Annotated in this window: 13 protein-coding genes; 2 read left to right on the plus strand and 11 right to left on the minus strand. The window is 68.9% G+C overall.

The annotated features are described in order from the left end of the window. Window positions 1–4 precede the first annotated feature (4 nt). From ACFWIW_RS25670 to ACFWIW_RS25720, 11 genes are all read right to left on the minus strand, one after another. Window positions 5–2020: an iron ABC transporter permease gene (locus tag ACFWIW_RS25670; RefSeq protein ID WP_378370792.1), complete on the minus strand. Its 2016-nt coding sequence runs from the start codon at window positions 2018–2020 to the stop codon at window positions 5–7. Further along, the gene (locus tag ACFWIW_RS25675; RefSeq protein ID WP_378370793.1) at window positions 2020–2997 is read right to left on the minus strand and encodes an ABC transporter substrate-binding protein; all 978 of its coding nucleotides are present in this window, start codon (window positions 2995–2997) and stop codon (window positions 2020–2022) included. Before ACFWIW_RS25675 ends, ACFWIW_RS25670 begins: the two co-directional genes overlap by 1 nt. Window positions 2998–3014: 17 nt before the next feature. Then, window positions 3015–3830, minus strand: coding sequence for an ABC transporter ATP-binding protein (locus ACFWIW_RS25680; RefSeq protein WP_378370794.1), 816 nt, complete (start codon window positions 3828–3830; stop codon window positions 3015–3017). 72 nt (window positions 3831–3902) lie between these two features. Then, on the minus strand, window positions 3903–4772 hold the full coding sequence (locus tag ACFWIW_RS25685; RefSeq protein WP_378370795.1) for a metal ABC transporter permease: 870 nt from the start codon (window positions 4770–4772) through the stop codon (window positions 3903–3905). Further along, complete coding sequence (locus tag ACFWIW_RS25690; protein WP_125796300.1) at window positions 4769–5512, minus strand: metal ABC transporter ATP-binding protein; 744 nt, start codon at window positions 5510–5512, stop codon at window positions 4769–4771. Before ACFWIW_RS25690 ends, ACFWIW_RS25685 begins: the two co-directional genes overlap by 4 nt. After that, a complete protein-coding gene (locus ACFWIW_RS25695; protein ID WP_378370796.1) occupies window positions 5509–6423 on the minus strand; it encodes a metal ABC transporter substrate-binding protein in 915 nt (304 codons plus the stop codon). Before ACFWIW_RS25695 ends, ACFWIW_RS25690 begins: the two co-directional genes overlap by 4 nt. 48 nt (window positions 6424–6471) lie before the next feature. Beyond that, window positions 6472–8571, minus strand: coding sequence for a (Fe-S)-binding protein (locus ACFWIW_RS25700; RefSeq protein WP_378370797.1), 2100 nt, complete (start codon window positions 8569–8571; stop codon window positions 6472–6474). Between the two features lie 23 nt (window positions 8572–8594). Next, window positions 8595–9032 (minus strand): hypothetical protein, encoded by a 438-nt coding sequence (locus ACFWIW_RS25705; protein WP_240595277.1) that lies wholly within the window; start codon window positions 9030–9032, stop codon window positions 8595–8597. A 379-nt stretch (window positions 9033–9411) separates the two neighbouring features. After that, window positions 9412–10626 (minus strand): radical SAM family heme chaperone HemW, encoded by a 1215-nt coding sequence (gene hemW / locus ACFWIW_RS25710; RefSeq protein ID WP_378370798.1) that lies wholly within the window; start codon window positions 10624–10626, stop codon window positions 9412–9414. Window positions 10627–10690: 64 nt separating this feature from the next. Continuing rightward, window positions 10691–11047: a hypothetical protein gene (locus tag ACFWIW_RS25715; protein WP_378370799.1), complete on the minus strand. Its 357-nt coding sequence runs from the start codon at window positions 11045–11047 to the stop codon at window positions 10691–10693. A gap of 85 nt (window positions 11048–11132) precedes the next feature. Beyond that, on the minus strand, window positions 11133–11546 hold the full coding sequence (locus ACFWIW_RS25720) for a VOC family protein (RefSeq protein ID WP_240594550.1): 414 nt from the start codon (window positions 11544–11546) through the stop codon (window positions 11133–11135). A gap of 81 nt (window positions 11547–11627) precedes the next feature. Here ACFWIW_RS25720 and ACFWIW_RS25725 point away from each other — a divergent pair, with 81 nt between their 5' ends. Both ACFWIW_RS25725 and ACFWIW_RS25730 read left to right on the plus strand, forming a co-directional pair. Then, on the plus strand, window positions 11628–12200 hold the full coding sequence (locus tag ACFWIW_RS25725; RefSeq protein WP_038517139.1) for a TetR/AcrR family transcriptional regulator: 573 nt from the start codon (window positions 11628–11630) through the stop codon (window positions 12198–12200). A 153-nt stretch (window positions 12201–12353) separates the two neighbouring features. Further along, the gene (locus ACFWIW_RS25730; RefSeq protein WP_350573702.1) at window positions 12354–12440 is read left to right on the plus strand and encodes a putative leader peptide; all 87 of its coding nucleotides are present in this window, start codon (window positions 12354–12356) and stop codon (window positions 12438–12440) included. Window positions 12441–12462: the final 22 nt, after the last annotated feature.

A 12462-nucleotide genomic window follows, 5' to 3' on the forward strand; every position in this document is an offset into this window, starting at 1 on the left:
CTCGCTACGGCCTGGTCTTCCAGAGCACCAGCACGAAGTACGGCGTCCCGACCATCGCGATGACCAGGCCCGCCGGGATCTGGGCGGGCGCGATGACCGTGCGCCCCAGGGTGTCCGCGACGCTCACCAGCAGCGCGCCGAGCGCCGCGGCCACCGGGACGACCCGGCCGTGCCGTCCACCGACCAGCGAACGCGCCAGATGCGGAGCGACCAGACCGACGAAGACGACAACGCCGATGGCGGACACCGCCGTGGCCGCGAGGATCCCGGAAGCCGCCAGCACCACCAGCCGCGACCGTTCGATACGCATCCCGAGCACGCGCGGGGTGTCCTCGTCGAGGGCGTGCAGGTCGAGTTCGCGGTGTTTGATCCACAGCAACGGCGTCAGCGCGACGAGCGCGAGCGCCACCGGCACGACCTGTTCCAGCGTGCGGCCGTAGGTGGAGCCCGAAAGCCACGTCAGCGCCTTGGCCGAGTTCCACGGGTCGGAGACCACGATCAGCAACGTGATCAGCGCCATCCCGGCCGACCAGACCGCGATACCGATGATCACCAGCCGGTCCGAATCCAGCCCCGAACGCCATGCCAGCCCGTAGACCAGCAGGAACACCACGGTCGCGCCGACACCGGCGGCACCGGCGATCGACCAGGCGCCGACCGCGGGGACGATGGTGATCAGCGTGATCGCGCCGAGCCCGGCGCCGGCGGTGATGCCGAGCAGACCGGGTTCGGCGAGCGGGTTGCGGCTGACCGACTGGATCCCGCAGCCGGACACGGCCAGCGCGGCACCGGCGAGCAGCGCGGCCAGCACCCGCGGAAGCCGTTGGTCCAGCACGAAAGTGAGCGCGGTCCCGGTGTTGCCGGTGACCCAGTTCGCGAGATCGCCGAGCAGCACCATGCGGTCGCCCAGCATCAGGCCCACCACCGGGACGACAGCGAGGAGAGCCACCAGGACGACGGAAATGAGCACGAGCCGCCGGGTCGATCCGGCGACCCCGACCCGCCCGGCCGGAGCCGGACGGCGCGAGCCGCTTCCCCGGCCGCGCCGCGCCAGCCACACCATCACGACGGCGCCGACGATCGTGGTCACCACACCGGTCGGCACCCGCACGGCGGCGGCCGAACCCATGATCGCCCGCAGGACGACGTCGGCGCCGAGTACCGTGACGACACCGATCAGCCCGGAAACCGGCAGCAGGGCGCGATGTTTGGCGATCGGCAGCAGCAGCCGCGTGATCACCGGCGCGCTCAGCCCGACGAACCCGACCGGTCCGGCGACGGTCACCGCCGCCGCGGTCAGCGCGACGGTCAGCACGATCGCGGTGACCCGGGTCCGGCGGACGCGCAGGCCGAGCACGGTCGCGTTGTCGTCGCCGAGGGCGAGGATGTCGAGTTTGCCGCCCATCGCGATGAGCGCCACCACGGCGAGCACGACGATCGGCGTCATCTGGCCGGTCGCGCGCAGGTCGGCCACCGTCAGCGAACCGCTGCCCCAGGCGAACAGCCCGCTCGTCTCCTCCTCGAACAGGAGCAGCAGCAGGACGGTCACCGACTGCAGCGCCAGCAGCATCGCCGAACCGACGAGCACCAGCCGCGGGCTCGCGGCACCGCCGCCCGCGAGACCGAGCACGACGACGGCCGCGGCGAGTCCGCCCGCGAACGCCGCCCCGCCCACGGGCACGAGGGGGAGGGACAGACCGAACGCGGAGATGGCGACCACGGCGAAATGCGCGCCCGCGTTGACCGCGAGCGTGTCGGGCGAGGCGAGTGGATTCCGTGCCACGGACTGCATTCCCGCGCCCGCGACGCCGAGCGCGACCCCGAGCAGCAACGCGGCGAGCAGCCGGGGGACGCGCGCACCCTCCAGTACCGCGAGGGTTTGCGCGTCGCCCTGGCCGAAGAGCGCCTTCACCACGTCCAGCGGGCCGGACGTCGAAGTGCCCTGGGTCAGGTGGATGCCGGCGAGGACGGCGATGAGCACCACCAGTCCCGCCGACACCGCGATGGTGCGGGCACGCATCAGGTCGTGACTGCCTTCACGATCTGGTCGGCGGTCATGATGATCGACTTCGGTCCGCCGAAGGTCCACGTGCCCGACTCGAGCTTGTGGATCTTCTTCGACACCACGAACGGCAGCCGCTGGTAGACGGCGTTCTGCGCGAGCCCGGTGGTGAAGACGTCTTCCTCGGACGCGCTGTAGAACAGCACGGTCTTCGGGTCGGTGATCGCGGTCAGCCCCTCGACGTCGGTCTGGCCGAGCCCCCACTGCGGGTCGACCTTGCCGGTCCAGGCGTTCTTGAGGCCGACGGCCTCGGCGGTGTCGGAGACCAGCGAACCCTTGCCGAACGGCCGGATGCTGACGGTGCTGCCTTCGAGGTAGCCGTCGGCCATCAGGAACGGGGTGCCCGCGGCGCCCTTGGCCTCGACGGCCTTCTTGCCCTCGGCGAGTTTGGCGTCCATTTCGGACAGCACCTTGTCCGCTTCCGGCTCCTTGCCGACGGTTTTGGCGATCAGCTTGAAGTCCTCGCGCAGGCGGTCGAAGTTGCGGCTCGCGTCGCTGGACTTGGTGACCACGACCGGCACGTACTTCTCGATCTGCGGCACCAGCGTCGAGTCGCGCTCGTCGGCGATGATGACGACGTCGGGGTTCAGCCCGACGATCGCGTCGACACTGGGCTCGTTGCGTTTGCCGACGTCCTTGACCTCGGCGGTCAGCGGGGCGGCCTTGTCCCAGACGTTGTAGCCCGCGACGTCCGCGGCGCCGACCGGCATGACACCGAGAGACGCGACCATCTCGGCCTCGCCCCACTCCAGCGCGACGACGCGCTTCGCCGGGGCCTTGAGGTTGACGGCCTTTCCGCGCGCGTCGGTCACCGTGACCGGTCCGCTCGCGGCGGCGGTGTCGCTCGGCGCGGCCGCGGTGTTCTCGGTGGTGCCGCAGGCGGACAACAGCAGGGCCGTCGCCGCGACGAGGGCGGCAGGGGTCAGCAAACGCATGGTTCTTCCTGGATTTCTCAGGCGGGCCTGGGCGAATGCCGCCCGAGTGGCCTGCAGTGGATCGCGCCCGTCACCGGGTCGTTCGCGACGTGGACGGTGACGCCGTAGGCCTGGGAGAGGTGTTCGGAGGTGAGCACCTGCCCGATGTCACCCGTGGCCACGATGGTTCCCTCGCTCAGCAGCACGACCTCGTCGGCGATGATCGCCGCGTGGTCGAGGTCGTGCAGCACCACGCCGACCGCGACGCCTTCGTTGGCCAGATCGCGGACGACATCGAGGATCTCGACCTGGTAGCGCAGGTCGAGATGGTTGGTGGGTTCGTCGAGCAGCAGCACCGAGGTCTGCTGCGCGAGACAGGAAGCGAGCCAGACGCGCTGGAGTTCGCCGCCGGAGAGCTCGTCGACACCGCGTTCGGCCATCGCCGTCACGCCCGTGAGCTCCATCGCGCGCCGGATCGCGGCGGCGCCGTCGATGTCGACCCCGCGCCAGCCGGAGCGGTACGGATACCGGCCGTAGGAGACGACGTCGCGCACGGAGACGCCGCTCGGGGTTGGCCGGTGCTGGGTCAGCAGCGTGACCAGGCGGGCGAATTCCTTGCCGGACAACGCGTTGCCGCCCCAGACGGCGCGTTCTCCGAGCCGGACGCCGCCCTCGCGGGGCTTGTGGAGCCGCGCCAGCGAACGCAGGAGCGTCGACTTTCCGGAGCCGTTCGGCCCGACCAGCGCGGTCACCGTACCGGCGCGCAGTGACAGGGACACCCCGTCCACCACGGCCCGCTCTTGGTGCGCGAGCACCAGGTCATGGCCGGTGAGCAGCGCGTCTTCCGTAGACATGAGGGGAGCCTAACCTAAGACGAGGTTCGGACCCATGTCACGAGAGACACAGAGCGCGGGGTGATTGTCCGGTTACGCGGCCCGGGCGAGCTCTCGGCGCCGCTTGGCCAGCCGTTTCCCGACGATCCCGTGCCGCGGCCCGAACAGGTACACCAGCGTGAACCCGGCGCCCTGCACCAGCACGATCATCCCGCCGGACGCGGTGTCGAGGTGGTAGCTCAGGTACAGCCCGGCCACCGCCGCCAGCACCGAGAACGACGGCGCGATCACCAGCATGCGGCCGAACCGGTCGGTCAGCAGGTACGCCGTCGCGCCGGGGATGATCAGCATCGCCACCACCAGGATCACGCCGACCACCTGCAGCGCCACCACCGCGGTCAGCGCGAGGAGGCCGAGCAGCGCGGCGCCGAGCACCCGGGGGTTGAGCCCGATCGCGTGCGCGTGCGTGGGATCGAAGGCGTACAAGGTGAAATCGCGGCGTTTGAGCACCAGCAGGGTGAGCGTGATCGCGCCGAGGACGCCGATCTGGATCAGGTCCGAGGTGTCGACGCCCAGCAGGTTCCCGAAGATGATGTGGTTCAGGTCGGTCTGGCTCGGCGTCACCGAGATCAGCACGAGCCCGAGCGCGAACAACGTGGTGAACACGATGCCGATCGCGGCGTCCTCCTTGACGCGGCTGGTGTCGCGGACGACGCCGATCAGCGCCACGGCGAGGAAACCGAAGACGACGGCGCCCAGCGCGAAGGGCGCGCCGAGGACGTACGCGAGCACGACGCCGGGAAGCACGGCGTGCGAGACCGCGTCGCCCATGAGCGACCAGCCGATCAGCACCAGCCAGCAGGAGAGCACCGCGCAGACCGCCGACGCGATGACCGTGGACGCCAGCGCCCGCACCATGAAGTCGTAGCTCAGCGGTTCGAGGAACAGGTCGTAGAGGCTCACGCGGGTTCTTCTTCCCGTTGCAGGACGTCGAGCCCGAAGGCGAGCGCGAGGTTCTCGGGCCGGAGCACCTCGCCGGGTGAGCCGTGCGCGAGCACCTTGCGCATCAGCAGGATCGCCTCGTCGGCCAGGCCGGGCAGCGCGTGCAGATCGTGCGTGGAGATCAGCACCGCGGCGCCGTCGGCCGCGAGTTCCTTGAGCAGGCGGGTGATCGTGGCTTCGGACCGCTTGTCCACCCCGGCGAACGGCTCGTCCAGCAGGAGGACACGGGCGCCTTGGGCGATGCCGCGCGCGACGAACGCGCGTTTGCGCTGCCCACCGGACAACTGGCCGATCTGACGTCCGGCGAGTTCGGTCAGCTCGACCCGCTCCAGCGCGTGGTCGACGGCTTCGTGGTCGGCGCGGCGCGGGCGGCGCGTGAAGCCGAGCCGCCCGTAGCGGCCTGTCATCACGACATCCCGCACGGACAGCGGGAACGACCAGTCGACGTCCTCGCTCTGCGGCACGTAGCCGATCACGCCGGTCTTGCGGGCGCGGGCGGGGGTACCGCCGTCGATCGACACCGTGCCGGTGTCCGGCCGGACCATGCCCATGATCGTCTTGAACAGCGTCGACTTGCCGGAGCCGTTCATCCCGACCAGCCCGCAGACGTGACCGTGTTCGAGCGTGACGTCGACACCGTCGAGCGCGAGGACGTCGCCGTAGTGGACGGTGACGCCTTCGACGCGGATCGCGGCCGTCACGGCTTCGCCCCGGTGAGCGCCGCGACGATCGTCTTCGAGTCGTGGCGGATGAGGTCGAGGTACGTCGGCACCGGACCTTCGGGCCCGGACAGGGAATCGACGAAGAGCACGCCACCGAACGCGGCTCCGGTCGCGGAGACGACCTGCTGCATGGGGGCGTCGGAGACGGTCGACTCGCAGAACACCGCGGGGACCTTGTTCTCCTTGACGAATCCGATGGCGCGGGTGATCTGCTGCGGCGTCGCCTGCTGTTCGGCGTTGACCGCCCAGATGTACCGCTCGGTGAGGCCGGTGTCGCGCGCGAGGTAGGAGAAGGCGCCTTCGCAGGTGACCAGGGCGCGCTCGTTCTTCGGCAGGGTGCTCAGCGCGTTCGTCATCTCGTCCTGCACTCCCTGCAGTTTCGCCTTGTAGGCATCGCCGTTGGCCTTGAACACGGCGGCGTCGCCGGAGGAGAGCTCGCTGAACGCCTTCACCATGTTGTCCACGTAGATACCCACATTCTTCGGAGACATCCACGCGTGCGGGTTCGGCTTGCCCTGGTAGGCGTCTTCGCCGATGGCGATGGGCTGGACGCCTTCGCTGACCACCTTGTGCGGTGCGTCGATCTCCTTGACGAACTGGGCGAACCACGCCTCCAGGTTCAGCCCGTTGTCGAGGATCAAGTCCGCCTTCGCGGCCTTCTTGATGTCGTCCGGCGTGGGCTCGTAGCCGTGGATCTCGGCGCCGGGCTTGGTGATCGACTCGACCTTCAGCTTGTCGCCCGCGACGTTCGAGGCGATGTCCGCCAGGACCGTGAACGTCGTCAGCACCACGGGCCGCTTGTCGTCCGTGCCGCCGGCGGGCCCGCCGCACGCCGAAAGGACGAGTGCGGACGCCGCCAGCGCGCACACGGTCTTGCGCAGATTCGCCATCCCGTGAGTCTAGAGTTCGGCACGCCGAACTTCCAACTCCCGTGTGCCTTAAATCTCCGTCGCGGTCCGGTCGCGCTCCTTCACCGTCTCCAGCAGGAGCTGGGAGACGTCGCGCACGGTGACGTTCTCGCCACGCTGTTCGCTCTGCCGCTGCACGAGACCGTCGTTCAGCATCACGCGGCAGAACGGGCAGCCGGTGACGATGGTTTCGGCGTCCGTGCCGAGCGCTTCGTCGACGCGTTCGAGGTTGATGCGCTTGCCGATCTGTTCCTCCATCCACATCCGCGCGCCGCCGGCGCCGCAGCACAGCGAGCGGTCCGCGTGGCGGGGCATCTCACTGAGTGTCGCGCCGGTCGCGCCGACGAGTTCGCGCGGCGGCTCGTAGACCTTGTTGTGGCGGCCGAGGTAACACGGGTCGTGGTAGGTCACCGGGCCGGCGTCGACCGGTTTGACCGGCGTCAGCTTGCCCGCGCGGACGAGCCGGTTCAGCAGTTGCGTGTGGTGCAGGACCTCGTAATGCCCGTCCAGTTGCGGGTACTCGCGGCCGAGGGTGTTCAGGCAGTGGGGGCAGGTGGTGACGATCTTGCGTGTCCCCGGTTCGCGGCCCTCGAACACCGCGTTCAGCGTTTCGACGGTCTGCTGCGCGAGCATCTGGAAGAGGAACTCGTTGCCGGAGCGGCGCGCCGGGTCGCCGGTGCACGACTCGTCGGTGCCGAGGATCGTGTACTTCACCCCGGCGAGATGCAGGAGTTCCGCCGTGGCGCGGACGGTCTTGCGGGCGTTGTCGTCGAACGCGCCCGCGCACCCGACCCAGTAGACGTACTCGACGTCGTCGGCGAGTTCACCGTCGAAGATCGGCACCTCGAAGCCGAGGTCCTTCGTCCACGCGAGCCGGTCGGAGTTGTTCTGGCCCCAGGGATTCCCCTTGGTTTCGAGGTTCTTGAACAGCACCCCGAGCTCGCTCGGGAAGGCCGACTCGATCATCACCTGGTAGCGGCGCATGTCCACGACGTGGTCCACGTGCTCGATGTCGACCGGGCACTGCTCGACGCACGCGCCGCACGTGGTGCACGACCAGAGGACGTCCGGATCGATGACGCCGAAGTCCTCCTTGGTGCCGACGAGCGGACGCTCTTCGGGGGCTTCCTTCCCGTCCAGGATGTACGGCGCCTTCTCGAAGAGATGGTCGCGCAGATCCATGATCAACAGCTTGGGGGACAACGGTTTGCCGGTGTTCCACGCCGGGCACTGCGACTGGCAGCGGCCGCATTCGGTGCACGTGGCGAAATCGAGCATGCCCTTCCAGGTGAAGTCCTCGATCTTGCCGCGGCCGAACGTGTCGTCCTCGCCGGGATCCTCGAAGTCGATGGGCTTGCCGCCGGATTCCATCGGCAGCAACGGGCCGAGCGCGTCCGGGAGCCGTTTCGCGGTGACGTTGACCGGCGCCAGGAAGATGTGCAGGTGCTTGGAGTAGAGCACGATCGACAGGAACGCCAGCATCACGCCGATGTGCAGCAGCAGCCCGACGGTCTCCAGCGGCTCGGTGACCGGCGCGCCCAGCGGCTCCAGGAGTTCGCCAACGCCGAGCGAGACCCACGCGCCCGACTCGTACGGGAAGACGCCGACCGCCGCCGACGCGCCGCGGAAGAGGAACATCGTCCAGATCACGTTGAAGATCATGAACAGGATCAGCCAGGCGCCGCCGGTGTGCGAGCCGAAGAAGCGCGACGCGCGCTCTTTCCGTTCGGGTGCTTGGCGGATCCGGATGACCGCGAAGACCGCGAGCGAGACGAGTACCGCGACCGCGATGAAGTCCTGCAGGAAACCCAGCACCGCCCAGTGCCCGATGAGCGGGATGTGGAAGTCGTGGTCGAACAGGGCGCCGTACGCCTCGACGTAGACGGACCCGAGGATCACGAAACCCCAGAACGTGAACAGATGCGCGAGCCCGGGGACGGACCATTTGAGCAGTTTGCGCTGCCCGAAGACCTCGGCCAGATGCGTTTTCGCGCGGACGGCCATGACGTCGGAGCGTTTCTCGTCCGGCTGGCCGGAGCGGATCAGTCTGTAGAGCCAGGCGGCGCGACGGGCGGCGAAGGCGAGGCCGGCGACGGTGATGAGCAGACCGAGGATGAGACGAACGAGCACGAGTCCTCCGGGGGAGAATCGGCTCAGTGAGAGCCGGTGTAGTACCGGCACGCCTTGCAGGCGTACCGCATTTTGGCCACTCGCCACCGTTTTCGGTAGGCCTCGAGATGTCCCGGCCGTGGCGGATGCACGCCGAGCCTGCGGTGACGGCGGATCCGCCGTCCCGTTTCGAAGAGTTCGGTCGCCAGACCGAGATAGGCGCGTCTGAGCGCGATCCCCGGCTCCGCGGCGAGATTGTCGCGGCAGAATCGGTGCAGCAGGGCGAGATCGGGGAGACCGGGGGAGGTCACGCCGGGGAGGTGTTCGACGACGCCGAGGCCGGGATGTCCTGCGGGCACGGAGAATCTGGCAGGGAGTCCACAATGGACACAGGTGAGCGTGCAACTCAGGCATCGGGTGACATGGCGGATCCGCCGTTCGCGCCGATCCTCGTCGATCGTTTCGCGAACGTGCCACCCCATGGAGCCTCCCAAGACCGTGGTGTGTCCTGTGTCACTCTCAATACTGGAGAGTAGGGCTCGCTCCGACGACGCGACAGGTCCAACCGGATGGCTTCCGGGCCGCCGGTCGGCGTAACGCTCCGCACCCGGCCGCCGAACTCGCGTGATCGGGCGCCGAACTCGCGTGATCAGAGCCGGAACTCGCGTGATCAGAGGCCGCACGCCGAGTTCGGTGTTCAATCACGCGAGATCCGCCTTCAAACACGTGAGTTCGGTGTCTGATCACGCGAGTCACGGCTTCGGGCCGGCCACGGCACGGCTATCGGCTTGGCCGTGTTGCGAAAGCCACTTTCGCAACCTTCAACGTTGCGAAAGTGGCTTTCGCAACGCGCTCTTCAGCTCAGGTGAGCCGGCGCACCAGCCCGTCGGCCAGCAACCGCCCACGATCGGTCAGCACCGCACGGCCCTGACCGTCCAAAGCGGACTGTTCCAGCAACCCCTCGGCGGCGGCGGCGCGGGCTTCGGCCCGTCCGTCGTCGTCGAGCGCGTCGAGCGGAAGCCCTTCGGACAGCCGGAGTTCCAGCATCACGCGTTCCAGATGCCGGTCTTCGCCGGTCAGCAGCTCGCGGCCGGCGGCGGGCGACTCCCCGGCCGCGAGGGACGCGGCGTAGCGGGCCGGATGCTTGACGTTCCACCACCGCACGCCGCCGACGTGACTGTGCGCGCCCGGCCCGGCGCCCCACCAGTCGCCGCCGCGCCAGTAGCCGATGTTGTGCCGGCAGCGGGCTTCCTCCGAGGTCGCCCAGTTGGAGACCTCGTACCAGCGCAATCCCGCCGAGGCGAGGACGCGGTCGATCATCTCGTAGTCGGCGGCGAGCACGTCGTCGTCCGGGGCGGGCAGTTCGCCGCGGCGGATGCGGCGGGCGAGCGCGGTGCCCTCTTCGACGATCAGCGCGTACGCCGAGACGTGGTCGACCCCGGCGGCGAGCACCGCGTCCAGCGAAGCCTGGAGGTCTTCGGTCCGCTCCCCCGGCGTGCCGTAGATGACGTCGAGGTTGACGTGGTCGAACCCCGCGGCGCGGGCCTCCCCGGCGGCCGCGACCGGACGGCCGGCGGTGTGCACGCGGTCGAGGATCTTCAGCACGTGCCGCGCCGCCGACTGCATCCCGAGCGAGATCCGGTTGTATCCGGCGTCACGGATGCCCGCGAAGAACTCGGGCGACGTGGACTCGGGATTGGATTCGGTCGTCACCTCCGCGTCCGGCGCGAGCCCGAAGGTGTCGCGAACGGCGTCGAGAACGCTTCGCAGCCCGTCGGCGCCGAGAAGCGACGGGGTCCCGCCGCCGACGAAGACGGTGTCGACCGCGGGCGGCTCCTTCAGCACGCGCACGGCCAGGCCGAACTCGCGTTTGAGGCCTTCGAGCCACGACTGCGGCGACGAACCACTGTCCAGCTCACCGGCGGTGTAGGTGTTGAAGTCGCAGTAGCCGCACCGGGTCGCGCAGAAGGGGACGTGCACGTAGACGCCGAACGGTCGCGTGCCGAGCCCTTCCAGCGCGCTCTCGGGCAGCGCGGATTCGACGGGCGTGGTGGTTTCGGGCAGCAACGCGGGCACACCCCAGTGTCCCCCACGTCGTGAAGGCCTCCTTCCCGGGGGAAAGAGGCCTTCACGGAACGCGTCATCGGTCGGCGATGCGCACCTTGACCGAGGTCGAGCGGGTGCCGTCGTCGAACCGCACCCAGACGAGGGTCTCCATGTTCAGCGAGTAGTCGTTGACCACGTGGTCGACCGACCAGTCACCGTGCTCGTCCGCGACGGCGTCGCGGCTCATGGCGACCTCGACCAGCACCATATGCGACAGATGTCCCCGGACACCCGGCGAACAGCCGACCGCCTCGAACCGGTACGAGTCACCCTTGTGCAGCACCGCCCCTTCCTCGGGCGAGACCAGCCTGCAGCCCTGCTGAGCCCCGGAAGCCGTACCCGGGATCAGCAGGGACGCCAGCACCATCGCGGCGACCACCCATCGGCGCATGCGCAACTCCTCCGTCCTCTGTGGATCGGAGACCGAAGCTAGCGGCGACGGCGGCCCCGCGCGGCCTCACTCACCCGAAGCGGTACTAGGCCAACCCGTTAGCGGCCAGCCATTCCGCGGACGGCGGGATGGCCTCGATGATGTCGACGAGGAAGCCGTTCAGGTCCTCGATGTAGAAATGCCGCTGGCCGAACTCCTCGTCCACGAGTTCCGTCACGATCTTGACCCCCTCCCCGCGCAGCCGCTCGTACTCGCCCGCCGCGTCGGCGACCATCAACCCGACCATCGACCCGGCGGCTTCCTGCGCTCGCCAAGGCTCCGGCGTCGACTTGTGGCCGCGCTTCACGAAGCTCATCTCGTAACCCGGCACTCCGACGTTGAGGCTGGAGAACCAGTCCAGCTCGATCGTGACCTCCAACTGCAGGTGCCGCTTCCACCAGGCGGTGGTCTCGGCGATGTCCTCGACGACCACGCAGGCGCCGAAACCGTTGAGTTGCATCTGGTGTTCCTCCCAGGTTGAACCACTTGATGCGTAGTACTATAGACATAGTGGTTTGAATGAGGCAAGGAGAATGTCCCGATGCGACAGAACCCGGAGCGCCGGACCGCGCTCACCGACGCCGCCATCACCGTCCTCGCCCGCGAGGGCGCACGCGGGCTCACCTACCGTGCCGTGGACGTCGAAGCGGACGTGCCGCCGGGAACGACGTCCAACTACTTCCGCAACCGGGACCAGCTGCTCGGCGAGGTCGGCGTCCGCGTGCAGGAGCGGCTGTCGGCGCCTGCCGAGGTGATGGCGAACCCGCAGGCCGAATCGCCGTCCCACGACCGGGTCGGCGTCCTGCTCGGCGAGCTCATGGGACGGCTGACCGGCCATCGGGAGCCTTATCTCGCCTTGCTCGAACTCCGCCTCGAAGCCACCCGGCGCCCGGATCTCTCGGCCGCACTGACCAAGACCGTCCGCGAAGGCATCGACATGAGCGTCGACTGGCACGTCGCGGCGGGCATGCCGGGCGGGCGCGCCGAAGTGCTGCTGATGTACCTCGCGCTGACCGGGCTGACCGTCGAACGGCTCACCCTGCCGGAGGTGCTCGCGGACGTCACCGACGAGGAGGTCATCCGGATCATCGTGGACCGCGTCCTGCCCTCTTGAGTCGTGCGCGTTCTGCGTCACAATGCCGGGCCGCGAACCCGGGCTTGACCCGCGAAGCATGCCCTTGACCAGCGAAAACAGCCGCGTTCGGACATGGTTCCCAGTATTCGGACCGGCCTAGACCACATAGTGGGCGCGTGGCACGCTGAATGAATGACCCGCGCCGGAATCAGCCTCGTGGCACGCCGCCACGTGGACCTCCGTCGTGTGGCGAGCGCGCTCTGTGCGACGAACCGCTGACTCCCCGCCACCACCACGATAA

The sequence above is a fragment of the Amycolatopsis sp. NPDC058340 genome, from assembly GCF_042723975.1.
GTDB lineage: Bacteria > Actinomycetota > Actinomycetes > Mycobacteriales > Pseudonocardiaceae > Amycolatopsis.

Coding starts and splice junctions, on each gene's coding strand:
- ACFWIW_RS25680 (WP_378370794.1), bottom strand. CDS start 3,830: ATGTCTACGGAAGACGCGCTGCTCACCGGCCATGACCTGGTGCTCGCG.
- ACFWIW_RS25675 (WP_378370793.1), bottom strand. CDS start 2,997: ATGCGTTTGCTGACCCCTGCCGCCCTCGTCGCGGCGACGGCCCTGCTG.
- ACFWIW_RS25705 (WP_240595277.1), bottom strand. CDS start 9,032: ATGGGGTGGCACGTTCGCGAAACGATCGACGAGGATCGGCGCGAACGG.
- ACFWIW_RS25730 (WP_350573702.1), top strand. CDS start 12,354: ATGACCCGCGCCGGAATCAGCCTCGTGGCACGCCGCCACGTGGACCTC.
- ACFWIW_RS25720 (WP_240594550.1), bottom strand. CDS start 11,546: ATGCAACTCAACGGTTTCGGCGCCTGCGTGGTCGTCGAGGACATCGCC.
- ACFWIW_RS25695 (WP_378370796.1), bottom strand. CDS start 6,423: ATGGCGAATCTGCGCAAGACCGTGTGCGCGCTGGCGGCGTCCGCACTC.
- ACFWIW_RS25725 (WP_038517139.1), top strand. CDS start 11,628: ATGCGACAGAACCCGGAGCGCCGGACCGCGCTCACCGACGCCGCCATC.
- ACFWIW_RS25715 (WP_378370799.1), bottom strand. CDS start 11,047: ATGCGCCGATGGGTGGTCGCCGCGATGGTGCTGGCGTCCCTGCTGATC.
- ACFWIW_RS25670 (WP_378370792.1), bottom strand. CDS start 2,020: ATGCGTGCCCGCACCATCGCGGTGTCGGCGGGACTGGTGGTGCTCATC.